This is a genomic window from Methylocaldum szegediense (assembly GCF_949769195.1).
Classification (GTDB): Bacteria; Pseudomonadota; Gammaproteobacteria; order Methylococcales; family Methylococcaceae; genus Methylocaldum; species Methylocaldum szegediense.
The window spans coordinates 164,718-189,302 of the sequence record NZ_OX458333.1 but is presented as its reverse complement, the minus strand read 5'-3'; the positions used below and the strand labels follow the sequence as shown (position 1 = coordinate 189,302).

At 56.5% G+C, this 24,585-nt stretch carries 19 protein-coding genes; 10 read left to right on the top strand and 9 right to left on the bottom strand.

What is annotated here, in order from left to right:
• The first annotated feature begins 120 nt into the window (after nt 1–120).
• The 4 genes from egtB to QEN43_RS00815 are packed head-to-tail and all read left to right on the top strand — an operon-like array spanning nt 121 to nt 5,627.
• On the top strand, nt 121–1,416 hold the full coding sequence (egtB, locus tag QEN43_RS00830) for an ergothioneine biosynthesis protein EgtB (protein WP_317963614.1): 1,296 nt from the start codon (nt 121–123) through the stop codon (nt 1,414–1,416).
• The gene (gene egtD, locus QEN43_RS00825; RefSeq protein WP_036268870.1) at nt 1,413–2,384 is read left to right on the top strand and encodes an L-histidine N(alpha)-methyltransferase; all 972 of its coding nucleotides are present in this window, start codon (nt 1,413–1,415) and stop codon (nt 2,382–2,384) included. Before egtB ends, egtD begins: the two co-directional genes overlap by 4 nt.
• A 28-nt stretch (nt 2,385–2,412) precedes the next feature.
• Nucleotides 2,413–3,120: an ABC transporter ATP-binding protein gene (locus tag QEN43_RS00820; protein WP_317963613.1), complete on the top strand. Its 708-nt coding sequence runs from the start codon at nt 2,413–2,415 to the stop codon at nt 3,118–3,120.
• A complete protein-coding gene (locus QEN43_RS00815; protein ID WP_317963612.1) occupies nt 3,120–5,627 on the top strand; it encodes an ABC transporter permease in 2,508 nt (835 codons plus the stop codon). Before QEN43_RS00820 ends, QEN43_RS00815 begins: the two co-directional genes overlap by 1 nt.
• Before the next feature lie 6 nt (nt 5,628–5,633).
• On the opposite strand, the gene QEN43_RS00810 is transcribed toward QEN43_RS00815, so the two are convergent.
• From QEN43_RS00810 to glgB, 3 genes are read right to left on the bottom strand one after another with little or no spacing between them, the layout of a single operon-like run.
• The gene (locus QEN43_RS00810; RefSeq protein WP_026610422.1) at nt 5,634–6,446 is read right to left on the bottom strand and encodes a secretin N-terminal domain-containing protein; all 813 of its coding nucleotides are present in this window, start codon (nt 6,444–6,446) and stop codon (nt 5,634–5,636) included.
• Nucleotides 6,447–6,458: 12 nt separating this feature from the next.
• Nucleotides 6,459–7,940 (bottom strand): glycogen synthase GlgA, encoded by a 1,482-nt coding sequence (gene glgA / locus QEN43_RS00805; RefSeq protein WP_051331701.1) that lies wholly within the window; start codon nt 7,938–7,940, stop codon nt 6,459–6,461.
• The gene (glgB, locus tag QEN43_RS00800) at nt 7,937–10,150 is read right to left on the bottom strand and encodes a 1,4-alpha-glucan branching protein GlgB (RefSeq protein WP_051332094.1); all 2,214 of its coding nucleotides are present in this window, start codon (nt 10,148–10,150) and stop codon (nt 7,937–7,939) included. The genes glgA and glgB overlap by 4 nt, the downstream gene beginning before the upstream one ends.
• A 139-nt stretch (nt 10,151–10,289) precedes the next feature.
• On the opposite strand from glgB, the gene glgC reads away from it, so the two are divergent.
• Together glgC and malQ are read left to right on the top strand one after the other, a co-directional pair.
• Nucleotides 10,290–11,561: a glucose-1-phosphate adenylyltransferase gene (glgC, locus tag QEN43_RS00795; RefSeq protein WP_026610421.1), complete on the top strand. Its 1,272-nt coding sequence runs from the start codon at nt 10,290–10,292 to the stop codon at nt 11,559–11,561.
• A 393-nt stretch (nt 11,562–11,954) separates the two neighbouring features.
• On the top strand, nt 11,955–13,466 hold the full coding sequence (malQ, locus tag QEN43_RS00790) for a 4-alpha-glucanotransferase (protein WP_235726608.1): 1,512 nt from the start codon (nt 11,955–11,957) through the stop codon (nt 13,464–13,466).
• A gap of 308 nt (nt 13,467–13,774) precedes the next feature.
• On the opposite strand, the gene QEN43_RS00785 is transcribed toward malQ, so the two are convergent.
• From QEN43_RS00785 to QEN43_RS00770, 4 genes are all read right to left on the bottom strand, one after another.
• Nucleotides 13,775–13,939, bottom strand: a complete 165-nt coding sequence (locus QEN43_RS00785) for a hypothetical protein (RefSeq protein ID WP_162144297.1) — start codon at nt 13,937–13,939, stop codon at nt 13,775–13,777.
• A gap of 223 nt (nt 13,940–14,162) precedes the next feature.
• Nucleotides 14,163–14,651: a low molecular weight protein-tyrosine-phosphatase gene (locus QEN43_RS00780; RefSeq protein WP_026610419.1), complete on the bottom strand. Its 489-nt coding sequence runs from the start codon at nt 14,649–14,651 to the stop codon at nt 14,163–14,165.
• 70 nt (nt 14,652–14,721) lie between these two features.
• Nucleotides 14,722–15,513 (bottom strand): ABC transporter permease, encoded by a 792-nt coding sequence (locus QEN43_RS00775; RefSeq protein ID WP_202901138.1) that lies wholly within the window; start codon nt 15,511–15,513, stop codon nt 14,722–14,724.
• 93 nt (nt 15,514–15,606) lie between these two features.
• Nucleotides 15,607–16,353, bottom strand: coding sequence for an ABC transporter ATP-binding protein (locus tag QEN43_RS00770; RefSeq protein ID WP_026610417.1), 747 nt, complete (start codon nt 16,351–16,353; stop codon nt 15,607–15,609).
• 129 nt (nt 16,354–16,482) lie between these two features.
• Between QEN43_RS00770 and QEN43_RS00765 the strand changes: the two genes are divergently transcribed.
• Nucleotides 16,483–17,019: an NUDIX hydrolase gene (locus QEN43_RS00765; RefSeq protein ID WP_317963611.1), complete on the top strand. Its 537-nt coding sequence runs from the start codon at nt 16,483–16,485 to the stop codon at nt 17,017–17,019.
• On the opposite strand, the gene lptG is transcribed toward QEN43_RS00765, so the two are convergent.
• Nucleotides 16,976–18,046: an LPS export ABC transporter permease LptG gene (gene lptG / locus QEN43_RS00760; RefSeq protein ID WP_026610416.1), complete on the bottom strand. Its 1,071-nt coding sequence runs from the start codon at nt 18,044–18,046 to the stop codon at nt 16,976–16,978. The genes QEN43_RS00765 and lptG overlap by 44 nt on opposite strands.
• Complete coding sequence (gene lptF, locus QEN43_RS00755; RefSeq protein WP_026610415.1) at nt 18,043–19,185, bottom strand: LPS export ABC transporter permease LptF; 1,143 nt, start codon at nt 19,183–19,185, stop codon at nt 18,043–18,045. Before lptF ends, lptG begins: the two co-directional genes overlap by 4 nt.
• 87 nt (nt 19,186–19,272) lie before the next feature.
• Here lptF and QEN43_RS00750 point away from each other — a divergent pair, with 87 nt between their 5' ends.
• The 3 genes from QEN43_RS00750 to QEN43_RS00740 all read left to right on the top strand — a co-directional run bounded on the left by QEN43_RS00750 (nt 19,273) and on the right by QEN43_RS00740 (nt 24,130).
• On the top strand, nt 19,273–20,760 hold the full coding sequence (locus QEN43_RS00750; protein WP_026610414.1) for a leucyl aminopeptidase: 1,488 nt from the start codon (nt 19,273–19,275) through the stop codon (nt 20,758–20,760).
• The gene (locus QEN43_RS00745; RefSeq protein WP_026610413.1) at nt 20,757–21,197 is read left to right on the top strand and encodes a DNA polymerase III subunit chi; all 441 of its coding nucleotides are present in this window, start codon (nt 20,757–20,759) and stop codon (nt 21,195–21,197) included. The genes QEN43_RS00750 and QEN43_RS00745 overlap by 4 nt, the downstream gene beginning before the upstream one ends.
• A gap of 89 nt (nt 21,198–21,286) precedes the next feature.
• Entirely contained in the window at nt 21,287–24,130 is a 2,844-nt protein-coding gene (locus QEN43_RS00740; protein WP_026610412.1) for a valine--tRNA ligase, read from the top strand.
• Nucleotides 24,131–24,585 lie beyond the last annotated feature (455 nt).

The window sequence follows — 24,585 nt, the reverse complement described above, 5'->3', positions numbered from 1 at the left end:
TGGAGTGCTTTCAGGTCAATCCAACGCGCTTCGCCGCGCATACCCTCCAGTAGTAAGACTACGATTAGCCATAACCGGCTGTACGTCTTAGAATGCCTCCTGGCACCCGGGAGGCAAAACATGATTCAAACCGACCTTTCCGCTCGCTTCGCTCTCGGAGAAGATTTAACCACCTTAATCGGTGCCTATCGGGCCGTTCGCAGCGACAGCGAAACCTTGTGTGCTCCGTTGGCCATCGAGGACTATGTCGTCCAGGCCATGCCCGAGGTCAGTCCGCCGAAATGGCATCTGGCTCATACCACCTGGTTTTTCGAAACCTTCCTGTTGATCCCTTATCTGAAGTCCTATCGACTCTTCCACGAACGATATGGCTATTTATTCAATTCCTATTACGAAACGGTAGGGGCATTCTTTCCCCGGCCCCAGCGGGGCTTGCTGACGCGGCCTACCGTGGACGAGATCTACCGGTACCGGGCTCACGTCGACGAGGCCGTGACGGAACTCCTAAGCGCGCCGCCAGCTTCGCAGCAAGACGAGATCGCCGCTCGTCTGGCCTTGGGCCTGAATCATGAGCAGCAGCACCAGGAACTCCTCCTCACCGACATCAAATACAACTTCGGCATCAATCCGCTGCGCCCTGCGTACAGCACCGTCAAGCACCCGAAAACGCGCTCGGCGCCGGCATTGGAGTGGTTGGACTACGACGGCGGACTCAAGGAGATCGGTCATAGCGGCTCGGGCTTCGCCTATGACAACGAAACGCCGCGGCACAAAGTCTATCTTCGGGATTATCGGCTTGCCTCGCGCCTCGTCACCAACGGCGAATTCCTGGAGTTCATCGAAGCCGGCGGGTATCGGCGGGCAGATTTATGGCTGTCGGACGGCTGGGCCGCGTTAAAACAGCGAGGATGGCAGGCACCGCTTTATTGGGAGTACATCGACGGCAAATGGTGGCTGATGACGTTGTCGGGTATGCGCCCCCTTGACGAAAACGAACCCGTTTGCCATGTCAGTTATTACGAAGCGGACGCTTATGCGCGTTTTCGGGGCAAGCGTCTGCCGACTGAAGCCGAATGGGAATGCGCGGCCGCCGATTGCGCAATCCAGGGGAATTTCCGCGAATCGGGCCGTTATCACCCCGTCGCGATCTCGCAACCGGTAGAACACCGTATCGCGCAGATGTTCGGGGACGTCTGGGAGTGGACCCAGAGTTCCTACGCACCCTACCCCGGATTCAAACCGCTGGCGGGCGCGATCGGCGAATACAACGGCAAGTTCATGTGCAATCAGATGGTGCTTCGTGGCGGATCGTGCGCGACACCGAAGTCGCACATCCGCGCCACCTATCGGAACTTCTTCTATCCGCCGGACCGCTGGCAATTTACCGGCATTCGCCTGGCGGAGGACGCCTCGTGACCGCTGGACGCATCCGATTCACCGACCGAGAGCCGGCGCCGACGGACATCCTCGACGAGGTGCTGAAAGGACTTCGCAGCCCGAAAAAGCGACTACCGCCGAAACTGTTCTACGATAAGCGCGGCAGCGAGCTGTTCGAAGCGATCTGCGAAACGCCGGAGTACTACCCGACCCGCACGGAAACCGGCATTCTCCACGATTCCGCCGCGGCGATCGCGGAAACCATCGGCCAGAACTGCGTTCTCATCGAACCGGGCAGCGGCAACAGCCAAAAAGTCCAGATCCTGCTGGAAACTCTGCGTCCCGCTGTCTACATGCCGATCGACATTTCCAAGGATCATCTCAAACGCTCGGTAGAGGCGCTAGGAACCGCATACCAATGGTTGCACGTGCATGCCGTGTGCATGGACTATACCGCGGGTTTCGAGTCTTTCGAGGCAGCGCCGGTATCGATCGGATCGAAAAAAGTCGTGTTTTTTCCGGGATCGACTATTGGCAACTTCGAACCGCGTGATGCGCTGGCTTTTCTTCGAATGGTCGCACGGCTCGTCGGGCGGGACGGCGGCCTGCTGATCGGTGTCGATCTCAAGAAAGATCCAGCGGTGCTGCACCGGGCCTACAACGACGCACAAGGTCTGACCCGGGAATTCAACCTGAACGTGTTACACCGCCTCAATGCGGAGTTGGATGCCGACTTCGATCCGAACCGGTTCTATCATTACGCTTTCTACAACGCCGGGGAGAGCCGGATCGAGATGCACCTCATCAGTCGCTGCGCCCAAAATGTTCGCTTGGCTGGAGAAATTCTGAGTTTCGCCGAGGGCGAATCGGTGCACACGGAAAATTCCTACAAATACACCGTACACGAGTTTCAAACGTTGGCCCGAACAGCGGGATTCCAGGTGCAGGGATGTTGGCTGGACGACCGAAACTTGTTCAGCATCCATTACTTCGACGTGCCGTCCTAAGCGACACCGATCATTCGTCAAGCGCGTTTTGCACACTCAAACTCCGACTGTCATCAACCCCGAGCAGCCGTTGCTGATTCTGCGCGGCGTGACGCACAGCTACCGCGAAGGCGACCGACGCCGTCTGGTGCTTCTGGGCATCGACGCCGAGATTGGCGAACGCTCTTTCGTGGCCCTGCTGGGCCAGAGCGGATCGGGAAAATCGACCCTGTTGAATCTGATCGCGGGGCTAGACACAGCCGATTCCGGTTCGATCATCGTCCGAGGACTCGAACTAAACGGCCTGCGCGAACCGGATCGCACGTTGTTTCGACGTCGACATATCGGCTTCGTCTATCAGTTTTTCAATCTATTGCCGACCTTGACGGTGCTGGAAAACGTCGCTCTACCCGCCGAGCTGAACGGGTTTTCCGCCGCGGAAGCCCAAGAACGGGCGCTTGCGCTGCTCGACGAGGTCGGTCTGGCCGACCGGCATGGCAGTTATCCGGATTCGCTTTCCGGAGGAGAACAACAACGGGTCGCCCTGGCACGGGCGCTAGTGCACGACCCCGCTCTGATACTCGCCGATGAACCGACCGGCAATCTGGACAGTACGACCGGCCAACATATCCTGGATCTCCTCGATCATCTCGTCAGAAAGAGCGGAAAGACCCTGCTGGTCGCTACCCACAGCCGGGAAGTGGCGGAACGCGCCGACGCCGTGTGGGAAATCCGCGACGGCAAGCTGAGGCCGTGATGACGCTGCTGAATACAGCCAATCGGCGACATTTCTACCGCCATCCGCTACAGCTCGTACTTGCGGTTTGCGGCATCGCGCTCGGGGTGGCGATGCTGGTTTCGGTCGATCTCGCGGTAGAAAGCTCGCGCCGGGCCTTTCAGCTTTCGATGACGGCACTGACCGGAAAAACCACCCATCACATCCTGGCTGGATCTGGAACGCTCGATGAAAAACTTTACCCGCAACTCCGACGCGATCTGGGCGATCTGACGATGGCGCCAGTCGTCGAAGGCTACGTCGAAGCGGGTGGAGAAACCCTGCGCCTTGCCGGTTTCGATCCTTTTGCCGAAAGCCCGATACGCCAGGGGATCGCGCAATCGGCACTGGCCGCGCTGGTCGATCTCCTCACGGAACCCGGCACGGTGCTGATATCCCGCATCACTGCCGAACGTCTCGGTGTCGGTCCGGGTGCCCAGTTGACCGTGGACGTCGCGGGTTCGCCTCAGACAATACGGGTGGTGGGCTATATCGATCCCGAAGAAAAACCTGATCCCGCCCTGGAAGGCTTGCTCCTCGCCGACATCGCCACCGCCCAAGAGATACTAGGCAAAATCGGTCGGCTCGACCGTATCGACCTCGTCTTGTCGGACGATCCTGGCGAACTCCAAAAACTCCAGGGTCTGCTGCCGGAAAATGTGACGCTGGTGGATGCCGCTGGAAGAAACACCGCCACGACTCGCATGACCCGTGCCTTCGAAACCAATTTGAAAGCGATGAGCCTGATGGCCCTGCTGGTAGGGCTTTTCCTGATCTACAACACCATGAGTTTCGCGGTGCTGCAACGCCGGCCGCTACTTGCCAATCTTCGCATTCTCGGCGTTACCCGTGCCCAAGTCATGGGCGAAATCCTGCGCGAATCCGGTTTGCTCGGCCTAGCCGGCAGCCTGCTTGGCCTGATGTTCGGACTGGCTGCGGCTCGCGCGCTACTGGATCAAATAGCCCGCACCATCAACGATATGTATTTCGTCGTTACGGTCACGCAATTTTCGGTCTCTCCTACCGCCCTACTGCGTAGCCTCGCGATCGGCATCTCGGCCTCGGTATTGGCCGCTTTGCCTGCCGCCCTGGATGCGGCCTCGACCCGCCCCGTCCGCACCCAGCACCGTTCCAGCCTGGAACAAAGCGTGCGCCGATGGCTGCCGAAACTGGCATTGTCGGGGCTGATTTGCGGACTTCTGGGAGTTTTCCTCTTGAATTGGCGGAACGCTGGTCTGATTCCAGCCATAGCCGGCATCTTCCTGGTAGCCGGTGCTTACGCGCTCTTCATTCCGACTGCCATGCTGGGGCTTACGCATTTTTGTCCGCGTACCGCGAGTCCAATCGTTCGCCTGGCCATCCGCGGCACCTCCGCCGCGCTCAGCCGCACTGGCCTGGCAACGGCGGCTTTGAGCGTTTCGGTAGCGGTCGCTATCGGTGTCGGCACAATGGTCGAGAGTTTTCGCGTCACCATCGCCGATTGGTTGGAACAACTGCTTCAGGCCGATCTTTATGTTGCCCGCCCGGCCGCTCCCGGGATCGCGAGTGATCCCCTGCCGTCTACTCTGATCGAGAAAGCCATTCGTTTGCCCGATATCGCAGGTTTCAGCCTCGCACGCCGAACCTTTGCCGAATCTTCCTTAGGCCGTGTCGAACTCATGGCTTATCAGCCGGCCTTCCCGGAACGGTCCGCGTTCCACTTCAAATCGGGCGACGACCAGAATATTTGGAAACGCTTCATGACCGAACCGGTCGTCATCGTTTCCGAACCTTTTGCCGCGCGGCACGGGCTACGAGCAGGCGATTCACTGACGCTGAGCACGTCACGAGGTATGAAATCGTTGGTCATCGCCGGCGTCCTTTTCGATTACCGCTCTGATCAAGGGCTCGTGATCCTGCGGCGGGACCTGTACACCGAACTTTGGAACGATGCCGGCGTCACCTCGCTAGGCCTTTATCTCGCAAGCGGCGTAACGGCAGAAGAGGCAAAATCCAGTATCCGCAAACTCGCCGGCACAGCCGGCGCCGTACTGATCCGTTCGAACAGAGAGATCCGCGATGCCTCCATGGCATTTTTCGAACGTACCTTCGCCGTCACCCACGTGTTGCGCCTGCTAGCCATCGGCGTTGCGCTGATCGGCATCTTGAGCGCGCTCTTGGCGATACAGCTCGAGAGAACGCGGGAATTCGCCGTTCTTCGTTCGCTGGGGATGACGCCCCGGCAACTGACGAGCCTCGTGCTCACTCAAACCGGTTTCCTGGGGTTTTGTGCCGGGATTTTCGCGCTGCCTTTAGGATTGGTGTTGGCCATTGCCCTCGTCAAAGTCATCAATTTCCGCTCCTTCGGGTGGAGTATGGAATTGGCGGTCTCGGGCGCGGACTTGTGGCAAGCACCTCTTCTTGCGATTACGGCGGCCCTGATCGCCGGGCTGTACCCCGCTTGGCGAGCGAGCAGATTGACGCCTGCCCTGGCGTTGAGGGAAGAGTGACGGCGGTCACGGCTTGCCCGCATCCAAGTCTTCGACTTTGAGAAAAATCCTGTTTTGCTGGCTGCGGGTAGAATAATGGCGACTTACGAGCCCGCTTTCTTCGTACATGGAGGTTTCGTCTAGCCCACCGATCTCGACCCATTCGCCGAGTGCAGCCCGTATCACCGTATGGGCACTTTGCGTATCGATGACACCGAACCGCTCGCGGCTGAGCCGGTCGGACCACGGCGATAGTTCCAGGATGACCTCGCCGCCCGACAATCTAGGCGTGACTACAAATCCGGTGGTCGCCGGACGGTATTCGATGCTCTCGCTGTATCCGTACCCGTAGCCGTAAAAGGATTGCGTAGGAACCGGAATCTGAGCCCCGATCGCGATTTGAGCCGATTGCCCTTCCAGGGTCTGCAACCGTTGCGTATAGCCGGCGGAATCGCGACCCTCCGATTGATAGATATGCCCACGGAAATGGACGCTCGGCTCGACCGGATGATTCAGATCCATCCGACCGCGCAGATGCCCCTGCGCATTCAGAGCTTCCGCCGACAAATCGCTGCCCTGGGTGACCGTAATCAAGAGCCTGTGTGGGCTTTTGTCGAGCTGCCTGACGAGATCCCGCACTTCTTCGACCTTTTCGGGAGCGGCTTTCAGGATCAGGCTATCGCGAGCGGGAATCACAACCTCACTGGGACCCAAAAGAGGCTGGATCAGAGGCACCATTTCCTCGGGTGGACGGTGGTGCAGCTCGATTGTCGACAAATCCTTGGCGGTGGCCGTAGCACTACCGGCGGCGATGGCGATGAATGCAAGACGTAGCCACATGGCAGCGCGAAATTAGGTATCCATCTTGATCTGCAGCAAACTGTCAGCAGTCAGGCGGTCCGCCAGCGCCAAATCGTATAATTCCAGATATCGCTGGGCACTTTGGCGCCAGGAGAAATCCTCGCTCATGCCTGACTTTTGGACTTTCTCCCTAAGCGTCCCGTTCTGGCAAAGCACGATGCCTCGATTCACGGCTTCGAACAAAGCATCGGCCACGGCTTCGTGGAAGACGATGCCGGTTGCGCGACCCAGGGTCAAGTTCGTGGCATTGGCATCGGCCACGGTATCCGCCAGGCCGCCGACATGGCGCACCACTGGAATGGCGCCGTAGCGCTGGCTGTACATCTGATTGAGGCCGCAGGGTTCGAAACGGGACGGCATCAGGAAGAGATCGGTGCCGGCTTCGATCAGATGTGCAGCTGCTTCGTCGTAACCCAGCTTGACCGCGAGGCGATCCGGATACAATCGAGCCCAGCGCAAAAGAATCTGCTCATACCGCGCCTCGCCACTGCCCACGATGACCAGCTGAACGGGCATCTGCATGACCTTGGGTAGAATCTCAATCACGAGGTCGATGCCTTTTTGCTGGACCAACCGGCCCACCAAAGCCAGCATGACGACTCCGCTATCTTCCGCGAGACCGAAGGCCCGTTGCAGAGCCGCCTTGTTGGCAGGCCTTTTCTCCAGCGAATCGATATCGTAATTGGTGTGGATGAACGGATCGGTGGCGGGATTCCAGGCTTCGACATCGATGCCGTTGAGTATGCCGCTGAGCCGATCCCGGCGAAACCTCAGCAATCCTTCTAACCCGGCACCGAATTCCGGTGTCTGGATCTCCTCGGCGTAGTGAGGACTTACGGTATTGATCCGATCGGCAAAAACCAGCCCTCCCTTGATAAAGGACAGCTGGTTATAAAACTCCAAGGCGTGACTGGACCAGAATCGCCTCGGCAAACGCAGCTTGACGAAGGTTTCGTAAGGAAACACGCCCTGATAGGCAAGATTGTGGATCGTGAACACGGTGGCCGGCCGCCCAGGCTCGTCGCTGAGCAATGCCGGAACCAAACCGGTCTGCCAATCGTTGCAGTGCACGATGTCGGGCTTCCATTGGAGCCCCAACCGATTCATCGCGATCTCCACGGCCACGTGGCACAACAGGGAATATCGCTCTGGGTTGTCAGCCCAAGGTTTTCCGTCCGGCCCTAAATACGGATTGCCGGGTCGCCCGAAGTAATCCGAATGCGCCAAGAGCCAAACCGGCACATCAGAACCCGGCAGCAGGCCTTCCAAAATGGCAATTTCGCCGTCGCTACTCAGTGAGCGTACCTGCTCGAAGCGACCCGCAGCAACCGCCGACGCATACCCCGGAAGCAGGATGCGAACGTCATGGCCCAAAGCTTTCAGCGCGATCGGCAAGCTTCCCGAAACATCGGCCAGCCCGCCGGTTTTGATGAGCGGATACGCCTCGCTAGTAACGAAGAGAATTTTCTTCATTCGGGCGATTCCGGCTCTTCCTCCTTAAGAACCTCGCGAGTCAATACAATCCCAGCTAAAGGGGGCAAAGTCAGACTGATGGAGTAAGGCCTTCCCATCCACTCTTTCGCTTCGGCTGTCACAGCGCTGTTGCCAACGTTGCTCCCGCCGTAATGACGTGAGTCGGAATTCAGGACCTCTGTGTAAACGCCGGGCTCGGGCACGCCGATCCGATAGTTTTGTCGCGGCACCGGGGTAAAGTTGAACACCATGACCGCGAACTCATCGGAAGAACGCCGTAAATAACTTAGAACCGACTGCGGAGCATCGTGGCAATCGATCCATTCGAAGCCCTTCTGCTCGAAATCGTATCTGTGCAAGGCAGGAGTTTCCCGATAAAGCTGGTTGAGATCGCCAACCAGCCGCTGGAGTCCGTTGTGGAACGGGTATTCAAGTAGGTGCCACTCCAACGCCTTGTCGTAATTCCATTCCGTGCTCTGGCCGAACTCGCAGCCCATGAACAGCAGTTTCTTGCCCGGATAGGTGAACATGAAGGTGTATAGCAGGCGCAGATTGGCAAAGCGTTGCCACTCGTCTCCCGGCATTTTCTGAAGCATCGACCCCTTGCCGTGCACGACTTCGTCATGGGAAAAGGGCAAGATGAAATTTTCCGTAAATGCGTACAGCAGACCGAAAGTGAGCTGATCGTGGTGATAATGCCGGTAAATGGGATCCTTGCTCATGTAGGCCAAGGTATCGTGCATCCAGCCCATATTCCATTTCATCGAAAAACCCAAGCCACCGGTCCACGTCGGGCGGGTGACCTGCGGCCAAGCGGTCGACTCCTCGGCCATGATCAGCGTTCCCGGGAATTGCTGGTGGGTGACGGTATTCAGCTCGCGCAGAAAGGCGATCGCCTCCAAATTCTCGTTGCCGCCGTATTTGTTGGGTATCCAGTCTCCCGGCTGACGCGAGTAGTCCAAGTAGAGCATCGAGGCGACGGCATCGACACGAAGTCCGTCGATATGAAATTCCTCTAGCCAATACAGCGCGCTGCCGAGCAGAAAATTGCGCACTTCGTTCCGGCCATAGTTGTAGATTAGCGTGCCCCAGTCGCGATGTTCGCCCAGCCGTGGATCTTCATGTTCGTAAAGCGCCGTGCCGTCGAAATGGGCCAGCCCGTGTGCGTCCTTCGGAAAGTGAGCGGGCACCCAGTCCAGGAAAACGCCGATTCCGTTCTGATGGCAATAGTCGACGAAATAGCGAAAGTCGTCCGGCGTACCGAAACGGCTGGTCGGGGCAAAATAACCGGTGGTCTGGTAACCCCATGATCCGTCGAAGGGATGTTCGGTAATCGGAAGCAGTTCGATGTGGCTGAAGCCTTGCTTTTTGACATAGGCCACGAGCTGCTCGGCCAATTCCCGGTAATTCAAGAAATGGCCGCTGGCATCGCGCCGCCACGAACCCAAGTGGACTTCGTAAACCGACATCGGCTCGTGAAGCCAATCCCGGTTCGCGCGGTGTTCCATCCAGTCGTCGTCATGCCAATCGTAAGCCTGGTCGGAAGGAACAATGGAAGCCGTATTCGGGCGCAGTTCAAACTGGCGCCCGTAAGGATCCGTCTTCAGAAAGACAGTGCCTTGTTGGCGGTTACGAATTTCGAACTTGTAAAGCGTGCCGGGCTTCAACTCGGGAATGAATAGCTCCCACACGCCGCTGCTGCCCCGGACCCGCATCGGATGGCGCCGACCATCCCAAGCGTTGAAATCACCCACCACGCTGATCCGCTCCGCGTTCGGTGCCCATGTGGCAAACAGAATGCCGTCGATGCCGTCCACGGTGCGGGGATGAGCGCCAAGAAAGCGGTAAATGTGCCAATGTCTGCCTTCACCGAAAAGGTAAAGATCGAAATCGGCGAGCTGAGGCGGAAACGTGTAGGGATCGATATGACTTTGCAACTGCCCGGTTTTATCCGTCCAAACCAAGCGGTAATGCTGGGGAATGGAATCCTGCTCTAAACGGCATTCGAACAAATCGGTGCCAGGGATACGCTGCATTTCCGGACCGCTTTCCCCGATTCGAACTGTTTCGGCCTGCGGAATAATCGCCCGAACCACATCGCCACTCGGAGTCCGATGTCGACCCAGCACCGCAAATGGGTCATGGTGACGCGCCAGAATGATCCGCTGCAATTCGGAATCTAACTGAGCCGAAACAGCACCGGTTTCGATGGCGGATTGTGTGTCGGTCGATTTCACTTTGATGGGCCTCTGATAGTAAAATGTTGCCGTTGCCACCTGCCCGAAACACCCCGGGTAATGGTATCAAATTTGCGCCCTCAGTGGGCGGCGCGGTCTAAAGGAGCTATCCATGCCAGAGTCGATGCACGCGTCCCGTTTCGTCAGCCGCCTGACCCGGCATACTTTGGCACTCATTCTGGCCGGTGGTCGTGGAACACGCTTACATAAGCTGACCGAATGGCGAGCTAAGCCGGCCGTACCTTTTGGGGGCAAATTTCGAATCATCGATTTCCCCCTTTCCAACTGCATAAATTCCGGCATTCGACAAATCGGGGTGCTGACGCAATATAAAGCGGATTCGCTGATCCGGCATATCCAGCAGGGTTGGGGATTCTTGCGTGCCGAGCTTGGCGAGTTCGTCGATATCCTCCCCGCCCAGCAGCGCCTCCAAGAAACCTGGTATGCCGGAACCGCCGACGCGGTATATCAGAACCTGGATATTCTTCGGCAACGAGATCCCGAATACATCCTGATTCTCGCCGGCGATCACGTGTATAAAATGGATTATGGTCTGATGATGGCCTACCACGTGGAAATGCAGGCTGATTTGACCATCGGCTGCATGGAGGTTCCACTAGAGGAAGCAAAAGCGTTTGGCGTCATGCATGTCGGCGAAGACAAACGGGTTTCCAACTTCGTCGAAAAACCGGAAAATCCGCCCCCCATGCCCAATCGTCCTGATCACGCCTTGGTGTCTATGGGAATTTACGTGTTCAATACCGGGTTCCTGTTCGAACAGCTGATCAAAGACGCCGATACGCCGGGCTCGAGCCATGATTTCGGCAAGGATATCATCCCAGCGGTCATCAAGAAGTACCGTGTATTCGCCTATCCGTTCCGGGACATACAAAGCGGCGTACAAGCATATTGGCGAGACGTGGGCACGGTGGACTCCTATTGGGCTGCCAATATGGAACTCATCGGCATCGACCCCGAACTCAATCTGTACGACAAGGATTGGCCGATTTGGACTTATCAGGCACAGACGCCGCCCGCGAAGTTCGTATTCGATGATGACGATCGCCGCGGCATGGCAGTGGATTCCATGGTGTCGGGCGGCTGCGTGATTTCCGGTGCCGAGATCCGGCATTCATTGCTGTTCAGCAATGTACGCGTAAACTCGTACTCCAAGGTACGAGATTCGGTGATCTTACCCGATGTCAATATCGGCCGGCACTGCCGCATTACCAAAGCGGTCATCGATAAGGGCTGCCATATACCACCCAATACTGTCATCGGCGAGAACCCGGAAGAAGATCGAAAACGGTTTTATGTCAGTCCCGGCGGCGTGGTGCTGGTAACACCCGATGCGCTCGGGCAGCGACTGCATTTCGCACGTTGAGCTCAGCTGAGGCTTTTGCATAGGCCCAAAACGCCGGCGAAAACGATTTTATAGGATAGAACTCTCGCCACGTTGGCCAACATGTACACAACCTTTTCGTCCCAGTAGCACGGTAGCAACGTAATGCGATCGAATGGTTGTGTACGACGCCCTCAAGAAACCTAAGATCGTTTCTAGCCGGCGGGCGGATGATGCACGCGTCCCCGAAAATATGACTGCCGAATTCCGAAAAGGAACAAATCAACTTGGCAAGCCTTTTTCCTATACGCTTGTCTCTTGACATCAAACCGGAGCTGTCCGGGAATATCGCGGACAAGACCGCTTCCAATCCGTTGATCCTTAGCGATAGCACGCCCCGGAAAATCCCAACTCGTTTACGTTAAGGTGGGGGAATTGACTCACACACATAGCATATTGGACCGGCGTCGCGCCGGCATTCTTTTGCACATCACATCTCTACCCGGTGGGCTCGGAAACGGAGATTTGGGACAAGATGCCTATCGGTTCGTCGATTTTCTAGCCGAGTGTGGCGTCAGCGTCTGGCAAACACTACCGATCAACCCCACGCATGCCGACGGCTCACCCTATCAGTGCCTATCGGCTCACGCCGGCAATCCATTGCTGATTAACCTCGAATGGCTATCCGAGCACGGCTGGCTCTCCGCATTACCGGATACCCTCGACGAAACCACGGTGGACCATTTTCGGATCCGTTGCATCGCTCAAGCCTTCGATGCTTTTCAAAAGGACTCGAGGAGCGAATACCGCAACCGCTATGACGAATTCGTCATACGCCAAGACTGGTGGCTGTCGGACTACGCTCTGTTTATCGCGTTGCGAGAAGAATTCGGCGGTAAGGCATGGCAGGAATGGCCCGTCCCTCTCCGGGATCGGCAACCTGCCGCACTGCAAACCGCCAAGTTACGCCTAGCGGATCGTATCGCACAGGTAAAGTTCGAGCAGTTCGTGTTTTTCGAACAATGGATGGAGCTAAGGCGCTATGCCAGTCAGAAGGGCGTCAAGCTATTCGGCGACATGCCGATATTCGTCGCCAGCGACAGCGCCGACGTTTGGGCATCTCGAGAATGTTTCGATTTGACCGATACCGGTTACGCGCGAGTCGTCGCCGGAGTACCGCCCGACTATTTTTCGGCTACCGGCCAGCGCTGGGGGAATCCGCACTACAATTGGGAGTACCTGAAAGAGACCGGTTTCCGCTGGTGGCTAAACCGATTCCGAAGCCAATTGGCGCTTTATGACTGGGTACGTATAGACCACTTCAGGGGACTCGAAGCCTATTGGGAAATACCCGCCGAGTCTGAAACAGCCGAACACGGCCGCTGGGTCAAAGCCCCGGGTGAAGCCCTGCTGGAAACGGTGTTCGCCACGCTAAACGGCTCCGGGCTACCCTTGGTCGCAGAAAATCTCGGTATCATCACACCCGAGGTGGAAGCCTTGCGAAACCGGTTTAACATTCCCGGCATGCTGATCTTGCAGTTCGCCTTTGACGGAGGCGACGACAATCCCTATCTGCCTCACAACCACACCGAAAACAATGTGGTCTATACCGGAACCCACGACAACGACACGACCTTATCCTGGTACGAGAATCTGACCGAACCTCAGCGTGATCGCGTTTGCGATTACCTTCGCCATCATTGCGGATACGAGACGATTCGGATGCCCGAGAGCCTTGTCCGATGCGCTTTGGCCTCCGTGGCAAAATTGGCGATCATTCCGCTGCAGGACGTGCTCGAATTGGGTCGCGGGCATCGGATGAATACACCCGGCACACTCTCCGGCAATTGGCGGTGGCGCTTTTCCTGGGAACAGCTCAACGAAGGTAAAGCCCAAAAACTAGCGGCAGGGGTTCGCGATCACGGGCGCCGCGTCGAAAATATCTAATGAGCACGTTCCCTTCTTTATGGAAACGTCAGACGCGCCCTACGCAACCGCCAGCTTCCCAACTGCGTCTTCTAATCGTTCAACACTCATCCTTGGCATGAGGCAGGGTGATTTAGCAAAACGGACTTGAAATTGCACTAAAGGCGCTTTGTTGCATAAATCCGGTGGGAATTCGCCATGACCGCTCACTCGCTCAGCCTCTTTATGCAACAAAGCCTAGTAGTGATCAGATGCTCCTCCGAGCCATTATTTTCTCCTCCGGTTCAACACTTGCCTTACAGATATTGGCTCCTGCTTCGGCAAGATCTTTATTTCGCCTGGTTAATCTGCTTTTCTACTTCGGCTTTGGTTTCTTCATAAGCCTTGTAGGGTACGCTCTCCATTTCTCTATTTTTCAGGAGAAATACACCAACAATCGTCGCCACGATGATACCGCCAATATAAAGCCAAAAGTTATCTTTTTGTTGTTCCATCGTTATTACCTCAACAAATCTCTTTGGTTTGTGACACAACGCTCCTTGACATGAAGGGCGCCCGTGAGGACGTAACCAAGTTACGCCCGCTGGTGGAAACCTGCGCTATAGCCACTTTCCACGCAACGGGACACTATTCTATGAGCGTTAATAATGATGTTCAAGATTGCAACCTTGACTTTGAGTGGCCCGGCGAAGGCTGTCGTTAGAGTTACGGCTTGCCTCATCTCACTTTGATCAAGGCTTGTTGTAGATGGGCGAACACTCCCTCCACAGCCTGCACGATCATTTCCCGTGTTTCGCGAAATACGGCTTCTTCGCCGTGATACGGGTCTGGAACATCGCGCGTCTTGAGCTCAGGCGCAAAATCCAGCAGGTACCGAATCTTGTGCACATGCTCTCTCGGACAAACGAAACGCAGCGTGTCGTAATTTTCGGAATCCATCGCCAAGATGTAATCGAACCTCTGAAAATCCGACCGGGCAATCCTCCTCGAACGCAACCCGCCGATGTCGATGCCCCGCTCCAACATCACGCGCTGAGCGCGCGGATCAGGCGGACGCCCTAGAGCATAGGCATGCGTTCCAGCCGAGTCTATGTATATCTGGTTCGTGTAGCCAGCCTTCGTCACCAGTTCTCTCAAAGCGCCTTCAGCCATTGGAGACCGGCATATATTGGCCATGCAGCAAAACAGGACGCTGACCTGGTTCATTCGTTCACGATGATCCCGAAGCAGTAGAGCATGAGAAGCCTAACACAGTCGGACTGTAGACACGGCTGTCTCACTCTCCCATTTGCAGCAACAGGCCGCGCTTGCGAGCGATATGAAAAGCGAAAAGATAAAGGGCAATGCCAATAGAAAGGTAAACCCCATTCAACAGAACAGCCATCCAGAACGAATCGAACGAGAACACATGCTCGCGCACGACGGCGCGCATCCCTTCAAACACATGGCTCGAGGGCAGCAGCAAAGCAATCTTCTGCAGCCAATCGGGAAGCACCGAAATCGGATAATAAATACCGCTCACCGGTGCAACCGCAAAAATCACCGCCCATGCCAAACTTTCGGCTCCTAGCCCGTACCGCAGAACCAGGGCGACCACCATCAACCCGATGGCCCATCCCATCACAAGCAGGTTTGCAAAGAAGGCCACCAATGGCAGCCCCATGTCGAAAATCGAATAACGGTAAAGAAGGACCGCCAAACCCGCAGCCGCCCCCACACCGATCGAAGTCCTGAGAAAGCTGACTGTCAGCAACGCCAGGACTAGTTCATAGGGACGCAAGGGACTGACGAACAAATGGCCTAGGTTTCTCGAGTACATCTCCTCAAAAAAAACCACGGAAACGCCCAGTTGGGCACGAAACAGCACGTCCCAAAGCAGTACCGCACCGATCAATAACCCTGCAGCCTGAGCGACCCACTCGCTATGACCGACGAAGAATTGATTGATAAAACCCCAAAGGATCATCTGCATGGTGGGCCAATAGATCAGTTCGATAAGGCGTGGCCAGGAACTGCGCATCAAATACAGATAGCGCATGACCAGTGCAAAAATACGCTGCAAGCTCATAACCATCCCATTGTTCGAGTAGTCAGGTCCTAATCAGGTCCGCAAATTCCTTCCTGGCACCTCAAGCTGCCTTCACGACATCCTGGTTTCAGATTAATAAGCCGATCGTCTGTCTTGGTCGCGCGCGATATCGATGAAAACCTGCTCCAGGCTTTCTCTCCCATACTTCTGCACCAGCATCGCGGGCGTGTCCTGATCGACGATACGGCCTTGCTTGAGCATTAGGACCCGGTCGCATAAGCGCTCCACCTCTTGCATATTGTGCGAAGCGAGCAACACCGTGGCGCCGGATTGCTCCTGATAGGTTTTTAGCAAGGTCCGGATCGTGTCGGCCGAAGCCGGATCCAGGGAAGCGGTTGGCTCGTCCATCAGGAGCACCTCGGGCTCGTTCAATAGGGCTTTAGCCAATGCGACGCGGGTCCGTTGCCCTGCTGAGAGAGACCCGTAAGCACGATCCATCAGTGTTTCGAGATCGAAACTCTCCGCAAGCGTGCGTAAGCGTGCGCTTCTATGCCGAACACCGTAGAGGCGAGCATACACGTCAAGGTTCTGTTTGACTGTAAGTCGGTGGGGCAAATCAACATAAGGGGAGGTAAAATTCATTCGCGACAGCGCGGGGTAACGATTTCTGACCATATCCACGCCCAGGATTCGAATGCTTCCCGAAGTTGGCAGCAAGAGCCCTAGTAGCATGGCCAACGTGGTCGTCTTCCCGGCTCCGTTCCCGCCGAGTAAGGCGCACGTACTGCCTTGCGGTACCGAGAACGAAATGCCGTCCACCGCAACTACGGAATTGAAACGCTTACTAAGGCGACAAACCTCAATGGCGAGATTGCCCACGAAGTTCTCCTCTGCCGAATAACCGGATGATCCTGCCTACTCGATCCGCCCAACGTCTCGCCGGCGAGCGGCCAGCACCTGCGATCGCGATTTCCGCTCCTCGAAACACCCCGAGGGCCCAACAGCCGTATGACGATGGATAAACCACCTCGGTCGACTGTCGCCGTAGGTGCGGCCGTTTTCGATGCATTCGAGCGGGTTCTCCTGATCCGCCGGGCCAAAAAACCGGCCTTCGGATTGTGGTCGATTCCGGGAGGCAAACAGGATCCCGGCGAAACGCTCGTTCAATGCTGTCGGCGAGAGACATTTGAAGAAACGGGAATTGAAATCGAACCGGGCCCGATCGTTGCCCTGGCCGAGCGGATGAATGGCGACTTTCATTATGTCATCGTCGATTTTGCCGCAACCTTGAAAGATCAGGGGAACGCCAATCCAAAACCGGCTACCGATGTTTCCGACGCTCGCTGGGTAGCACTTGCCGATTTGAAGCACTACCCGCTCGTCGAAGGTCTGGAACGGGTCATTCGAATTGCCCGCGAGAGCTTACAGACCGGTAAATCTGTGGGCTTGATCGATGTCGACCGAAACGGCCGCGATTTTTTGCCCGGCCTTTATTCCCAACCTAAGCTAGACGAAGCCGGAAAATTGCGACCAAAGCGCCGGTGAGTGCCAGGAGTGTGGGAAAGGACGCAGCAAAAATCGGATTCATTTCGTAAATCAGCCCTAGATGGCCAAACGTACGGTCGAATAAATAAAAACCTAAACCGATGATGACGCCCACAACGATACGCTGCCCCATGCCGACCTCTCGCCGAACTGGAAGCACGAACGGCGCGGCAACCAACAGCATGACCAGGGTCACAGCCGGATTCACAATTCTTCCCCAAAATGCCAGTTCGACGTAAGCCGACTGCTGGCCGTTTTCTTTCAGATAGGCGATGTATCGCGCGAGTTCATAAGCCGACAAGTTTTCCGGGCTGATCACGAACGCATTCAGCAAATTCGGCGCGAGCACCGAAGACCAGTCGGCATACGCTTTTTGCTCAGTAACGACCCCATTCGCCTGGAATCGGCTCTCAAGAATGTCGTCCAGACGCCAACGCTCCCCGTCGTAGACCGCTTTTTCGGCGTGCGTAACCGAATGCAGTTTCTGCATCCCGGACAGCTTAAAGATATTGATGTCACCGAGACTTTCCGGCCGCTCGATCTGCCGGATATTGATAAATACGTCACCGTCCCGAACCCAAAATCCGTACTTGGTCCTCGATGCGATCTGCTTTTGCAACGCCGTGGCCTTTAGGGTCTGCGCCGCGCGCTCCGCTACGGGCGCTATGTATTCGCCGACACCCAAGGAAATGAAAACCAAAATCATGCCGCCCGCGAGCACCGACATGATAATACGAAGTCGTGAGAGTCCAGCGGCTTGCATAGCCACCAATTCCCGATTGTTGGCCAAGGCACCTAGAGTAACCAGGCTTCCGATCAATGCCGCAGAAGGCATCAACTCGTAAAAATTGCGCGGCGAAGTCAGCATCAAATACTGTACGATGCTCGCCAAGCTGTAATTTCCCCTCCCCAGATCACCCAATTCATCTGCAAAAGTAAAAAAATTGAGCAGCGCCAAAAGGATGAGCACGGCGATCAACGAGCCTTTGATCACCTCGCCCGCAATATACCGGCCCAGCGTTCTCATAGCCTGAGCTTCTCCTTGGCCGTCCGAATGATCCAATTAAGACCGAGATTTCGAACGAACAAGGCCAAAGTGAGGATGAGCAAAAAGACATATACGCCAGTGTAGCTCAGCCAAAGCGGAATCTTCTCGGTCATCAGAAGCCCCTGACTGATCTTTTGAGCATTCTCGTAAATGACATAAATTAGAAAGGCAGTAAACACGTTGCCATAAACACCGCTGCGCGGCGCAATCTTGGAAAGGGGAACAGCCAGGAGACTCAGGAATAGCACGCCGAGAGGCACCGCCAGGCGCTTCTGCAGCTCGGCCAGCTCCCGAGGCGTGTGTGAATACCACAGCACAAGGCTATCCGACGCCTCACGCTTGAGCGACGCCGTCTCACCCTCCGGACCGTCGATCCGCACGGCATATTCGTCGAACTCACTGATTGTGAAATCCGCCCGTCCGGGCACGCCTTGATAACGGTGCCCATGCTCCAACACCACGAAATACTCGCTTAGCTCGTTTCGTTTCAAACGGCCGCTCTCTGCGATCACTACACCGGTTTTGGCCCCCTGCCGACTTTGCACAAAGATCTTGCGCATGGAATTGTCTTCGTTTAGGTCCTCCGCATACAACACGACGTCACCCAGGCTGAACTCGTTAAAACGCCCCGGCTTGATGCCGCGTATGTCGGCGCTTTTCTCGTCCTTCTTCATGAGCGCCTGAGCCTGTCGCTCGGACCAAGGCATGACCTGTAACGCCAATACCGCGGCAATAAGAGTCAGCGGCACCACCATCCAGCTCATCGCACGATAGATGCGGGCCAACCCCACTCCGCTCGACGCCAATACCGACATCTCTTGATCCCGATACATGCGCCCCAACACGGTCAAGGTCGCCATAAACAACGAGGCCGGAAGCAACTGGGCGGTTGTCGACAGGACCTTGAGTCCGAGCAGCTGAAATATGGTCTCCCCTGACAGCTCGCCTTCGATGGCTTTGGCGAGAATGCTCAGAAACTTGCGACTGACGATGATCGCAACCAAAACGCCGAGAACGGCCCCCAAGGTCTTGGCGAGTTCCTCCGCCACCATCCGGTCGAGCACCGAGATAAGCGGAGGGCGGCTCCAATGAAGCGGTTTAAAAGGGTGGGGTTTCATAATAAGCTTTAACGGTTCGGGGCCCTCCCTTGAAGATTGCACTCGATATGACAATCCATCCCTAAATCAGAATCGGCAAATATTACCATGGACTATTCGGCAAAATGTGAATCGCTCATCGAGCTCAGCGCTGACTGTGCCGTTCTGGGCATGTACCAAAAACGGGAACTGACGGAAGCCGGCAGCGCGCTCGACCAACGGCTGGGCGGCTTGATCTCAAGGCTCCTCAAGCGAGACGACATCGAAGGAAAAGTCGGCGATCTTCTCTTGATCAATCACGTCCCGGAAGGCGAGATCGAACGGATCTTAGTGGTCGGTCTCGGCAAGAAGGGGGAACTGGGTCCTGCAGCCTATCGCAAAGCCCTGGCGGCAGCGGCGAAATCGCTGAAGGACTCGGGCGCGAAGCTTGCCGTGAGCTGTCTCCACGAGGCGGAAGTCGAACAATACGACTTGGCTTGGAAAATCCGGCAAGCGGTGGAAGTTCTGGAAGCAAGTCTATACAAATTCACGCGCTTAAAAAAAGAGCCGGAAGATAAGCCGCAACGCCTCGCCAAACTCCGCTTCCCGCTCTACAGCGAAGACCAAGTAGAGGAAGCGAATAAAGGCATAAGACAGGGGCTTGCGATCGCGGGTGGCATGAACATCGCGAAAGAGTTGGCCAATCTGCCTGGCAACCTCTGCACCCCGACCTATCTCGCCGAACAAGCCGAGCAGGTCGGCAACAGCCGGAACATCAAGGTTCAGATCTTCGAGGAATCCGACTTACAAGAATTGGGCATGGGTGCCTTCCTGTCCGTGTCCAAAGGCAGCGAGCAGCCGGCCAAGCTCATCGTAATGGAATATTTCGGCGCTTCGCCGGAAACCAAACCTTACGTTCTGATCGGCAAGGGACTCACCTTCGACGCCGGCGGCATCTCGCTCAAACCGGCCGCCAACATGGATGAAATGAAATACGACATGTGCGGCGGCGCGAGTGTGATCGGCACCCTCGCAGCAGTTGCCGAACTCAAGTTACCGCTCAACGTGGTGGGCTTGATCCCAGCTTCGGAGAATCTCCCGGACGGCAGAGCCAATAAGCCGGGCGACATCGTCACGAGCATGTCCGGCCTCACCATCGAAATCCTCAATACCGACGCCGAAGGTCGCCTGCTGCTGTGCGATACGCTGACCTATGCCAAGAAATACGAGCCCGCTGCGGTCATCGACGTCGCCACTCTGACCGGAGCGTGTATCGTCGCTCTAGGTCGGCATCCCTCGGGACTGATGAGCAATAACGACGAACTTGCTCAAGCCCTGCTCACCGCCGGCGAAAAAGCCTGGGACCGGGTGTGGCGCCTACCGCTCTGGGACGAATATCAAGAACAGCTCAAGTCAAAGTTCGCCGACCTCGCAAATATCGGTGGTCCCGACGGCGGCACAATCACAGCCGGCTGTTTTTTGTCCCGATTCGCCAAAGACTTTCCGTGGGCGCACATAGACATCGCGGGAACCGCTTGGAAAACCGGTAACGACAAAGGTGCAACCGGCCGCCCGGTGCCGCTGCTGGTGCAGTATCTAATCGACCAGGCGCAATGACCCGAGTCGATTTCTACGTCCTGCCCACTGGAGACGCACATAGCCGCCGCGTGCTGGCCTGCCGTCTTACTGAAAAGGCGATCAAGCAGCGCCTTACGGTTTTCCTTTATGCCGCTTCGGAAGAGGAAGAACAGGTGCTCGATGATTTGCTTTGGACGTTCCGGCAGGGCAGCTTCGTCGCGCACGAACGGCTCGATGCCTTGGGAGCCCAAACCGAAGCACCGGTGCTTATCGGGCATCGGGCGGCGCCGCAGCTACCTAAGGACATCCTGATCAATTTGAGTCCCGCAACGCCGCCGGATCTCGACCGGTTCGAGCGCTTGATCGAAATCGTCGATCAGGACGAAGCGATAAGACAGGCGGGCCGTCGCCGCTATCGCTTCTATATGGATCAAGGCCTTACCGTTCATACCCACCGCTTGGACAAGCCCGAGTAAAGCCTAGGTCCTCCGAGTTTTCATATAATTCGAGACCAATCATCCGGCACCGACCGAAGTTCGGCCATTCCTAAACAACAGAACACGCCATGGACAAAACCTACGAGCCTCATTCCATAGAATCGCGATGGTACAAATTTTGGGAGGAAAGCGGATTTTTCGCGCCCAGCGGTCGCGGAAAACCCTATTGCATCATGATCCCGCCACCGAACGTGACGGGCAGTCTGCATATGGGGCATGGCTTCAACAACACTATCATGGATGCCCTAATCCGCTACCATCGGATGCGAGGCTACAACACCTTGTGGCAGGTCGGCACCGACCACGCCGGTATTGCCACACAAATGGTGGTGGAGAGGCAACTAGCCGCCCAAAACCTCACCCGCCACGACCTGGGCCGCGAGAAATTCCTGGAAAAAGTTTGGGAGTGGAAGGCCGAATCCGGCGGAACCATCACCCGCCAGTTGCGTCGGCTGGGTTCGTCCGTGGACTGGAGCCGGGAACGCTTCACCATGGACGAAGGGCTCTCCCGGGCTGTGCAGGAGGCTTTCGTGCGTCTCTACGACGAAGGCTTGATTTATCGCGGAAAACGCCTGGTGAACTGGGACCCCAAGCTGCATACCGCCATTTCCGACCTCGAAGTCCAGAGCGAGGAAGAAAAAGGCAGCTTATGGCATTTCCGCTACCCGTTGGCGGACGGCTCCGGCTGGCTGGTCGTCGCCACTACTCGCCCAGAAACCATGCTCGGGGATACCGCCGTGGCGGTACACCCGGAGGACGAACGTTATAAACATCTTGTGGGCAAAACTATCAGGTTGCCGATCACCAACCGTGAGATCCCAATCATCGCCGACGACTACGTCGACCCGGCGTTCGGTACCGGTTGTGTGAAAATCACGCCGGCCCACGACTTCAACGACTACGAGGTAGGCAAACGCCACAACCTGCCGCTGATCAACGTTCTGGACAAGGATGCGCGGATTCTGCACGAATTCACCGTGCTCACCTTCGAAGGCTATGCGGGGATGCACGGTGAAAAAGCGCCCGAACAGTACGCGGGGCTGGACCGATTCGAAGCACGCACGCGAATCGTTGCCGAATTTGAACGCCTCGGCCTGTTGGAAAAGATCGAGCCGCACACGTTGAAAGTACCCCGAGGAGACCGCTCCGGCGTCGTCGTGGAACCCTGGTTGACCGACCAGTGGTACGTCAGCACCAAGACGTTAGCCAAACCGGCCATCGAAGCGGTGGAGGACGGCCGCATCCGCTTCGTTCCGCAACAATACGAAAATCTTTATTTTTCCTGGATGCGGGATATTCAGGACTGGTGCATCTCCCGGCAATTGTGGTGGGGCCACCGCATCCCGGCGTGGTACGACGACCACGGCAATGTCTACGTGGGTCGCAACGAGACCGAGGTACGCACCAAGTACAGCCTGGATACGGGCCTGAAACTGCGCCAGGACGAAGACGTACTGGACACCTGGTTCTCCTCCGCCCTGTGGACGTTCTCGACCTTGGGCTGGCCGGATGAAACGCCAGAATTGAAAACCTTCCATCCCACCGATGTCCTGGTGACAGGCTTCGACATCATCTTTTTCTGGGTGGCTCGGATGATCATGATGACCATGCATTTCATAAAAAACCCGGACGGCAGCCCACAAGTGCCGTTCCGGACGGTTTACGTGCATGGTCTCGTACGCGACGCGGAAGGCCAGAAGATGTCGAAGTCTAAGGGCAACGTGTTGGACCCCTTGGACATTATCGACGGAATCGGCCTGGAGGATTTGGTGCGAAAGCGCACCAGTGGCCTGATGCAACCGCAAATGGCACAAAAAATCGAGGCGCGAACCCGAAAGGAATTCCCGCATGGTATCGCCGCGTACGGCTGCGACGCTCTGCGCTTCACCTTCGCCTCCCTCGCCTCCACTGGACGCGACATCAAGTTCGACATGGGCCGGGTCGAAGGCTACCGCAATTTCTGCAACAAGCTGTGGAACGCAGCACGCTACGTGCTGATGAACACTGAAGGCAAGGACTGCGGAGTGGGTAACACCAATCTCAAATACACTTTATCGGACCGTTGGATTCGAAGCCGCTTGCAGCTGACGATACGGGAGACGACCGACGCCATCGAGAATTATCGCTTCGATCTTGCCGCCCAAGCGATTTACGAATTCGTATGGAACGAGTACTGCGACTGGTACTTGGAACTGTCGAAGCCTACGCTCTACGGCGCAGAATCCGCTGACAACCAAGGATCGGAGTATGTCTTAGGAACACGCCAGACCTTAGTCCAGGTACTCGAGACCGTTCTTCGCCTGACCCACCCATTGATGCCTTTCATCACCGAAGAAATCTGGCAGCGCGTCGCCCCCCTAGCCGGCAAACAAGGCGCGAGCATCATGCTGCAAGCCTACCCCGAGGTCGACGAAAGCTGGATCGATCCGGAATCGACAGCCGAGATGAAATGGGTGATGAACGTTATTTTGGGCGTGCGGCGTATCCGCGGCGAGATGAATATCGCACCCAGCAAGCCGCTTCCAATCTTGATCCAGAACGGCTCCGAGCGAGACCGACAGTGGTTGAACCGCAACCAGGACTTCATAGTAAAACTGGCCCGTGCAGAATCCATAACCTGGCTGTCGGAAACCGATGCCGCACCCGAGTCAGCCATGGCGCTGGTCGGCGAAATGAAAGTGCTCATTCCCATGAAAGGCTTGATCGACAAGGATGCCGAGCTGTCGCGCCTCAACAAGGAAATCCAGCGCTTGTCCAAAGATTTGCCGCGGATCGAGGGCAAGTTGAACGACTCCGCCTTCCTCGCGAAAGCCCCGCCCCAGGTTGTCGCCAAGGAACAAGCCCGTCTTCAAGAAATCCGGCTCAGTCTCGCGGAATTGCAGGAACAGATAGAAAGGATCCGCGCCTTGTAAATACGACCGGCGGTGAGCAAGGACTTCGGCCGGCAGTCCAGAAGGTCTCGCAAAGACGCGCCGCCGAAGACTTGCCCTCCGAATACGGCCCGGATGGGCGATGGGACCGAGCGACGGTCGATTCTTCCGGCACCGTCCAACTCCTTGATCACTCACCAAACGACCGGCACTCCGGTGCGTCCGAATACTCGAAAATCATGTTCGAAGATCCAAAGGCGTACCCCAAACTGCTGGCATTTGTGAGCCGTTGTCGTTACCGCCCGAGCAGTACGCGCCCGACAACGGCTACAGGCGCCGCCATACTGTCATAACTTGATGGTGATACGCGAGTTGGCCTTATCTTGATTGCTCGTCGGAAGGGTCCTGTCCGAACGAATACAGCACAAAGTCAAGCACGTCGAACCTGAATCCCGCACCTTACACCGCTCGCCTGGGCAAACTGGATAAAGCCCATA

Bases quoted from the DNA above. Each gene is read 5' to 3' on its own strand.
- QEN43_RS00785 (WP_162144297.1), bottom strand. From the start codon at position 13,939: ATGGAACAACAAAAAGATAACTTTTGGCTTTATATTGGCGGTATCATC.
- QEN43_RS00745 (WP_026610413.1), top strand. From the start codon at position 20,757: ATGACCCGAGTCGATTTCTACGTCCTGCCCACTGGAGACGCACATAGC.
- lptF (WP_026610415.1), bottom strand. From the start codon at position 19,185: ATGAAACCCCACCCTTTTAAACCGCTTCATTGGAGCCGCCCTCCGCTT.
- QEN43_RS00815 (WP_317963612.1), top strand. From the start codon at position 3,120: ATGACGCTGCTGAATACAGCCAATCGGCGACATTTCTACCGCCATCCG.
- glgC (WP_026610421.1), top strand. From the start codon at position 10,290: ATGCCAGAGTCGATGCACGCGTCCCGTTTCGTCAGCCGCCTGACCCGG.
- egtB (WP_317963614.1), top strand. From the start codon at position 121: ATGATTCAAACCGACCTTTCCGCTCGCTTCGCTCTCGGAGAAGATTTA.
- QEN43_RS00810 (WP_026610422.1), bottom strand. From the start codon at position 6,446: ATGTGGCTACGTCTTGCATTCATCGCCATCGCCGCCGGTAGTGCTACG.
- QEN43_RS00750 (WP_026610414.1), top strand. From the start codon at position 19,273: ATGGACTATTCGGCAAAATGTGAATCGCTCATCGAGCTCAGCGCTGAC.
- QEN43_RS00740 (WP_026610412.1), top strand. From the start codon at position 21,287: ATGGACAAAACCTACGAGCCTCATTCCATAGAATCGCGATGGTACAAA.
- lptG (WP_026610416.1), bottom strand. From the start codon at position 18,046: ATGAGAACGCTGGGCCGGTATATTGCGGGCGAGGTGATCAAAGGCTCG.
- QEN43_RS00775 (WP_202901138.1), bottom strand. From the start codon at position 15,513: ATGAGCTTGCAGCGTATTTTTGCACTGGTCATGCGCTATCTGTATTTG.
- glgA (WP_051331701.1), bottom strand. From the start codon at position 7,940: ATGAAGAAAATTCTCTTCGTTACTAGCGAGGCGTATCCGCTCATCAAA.
- QEN43_RS00765 (WP_317963611.1), top strand. From the start codon at position 16,483: ATGACGATGGATAAACCACCTCGGTCGACTGTCGCCGTAGGTGCGGCC.
- QEN43_RS00780 (WP_026610419.1), bottom strand. From the start codon at position 14,651: ATGAACCAGGTCAGCGTCCTGTTTTGCTGCATGGCCAATATATGCCGG.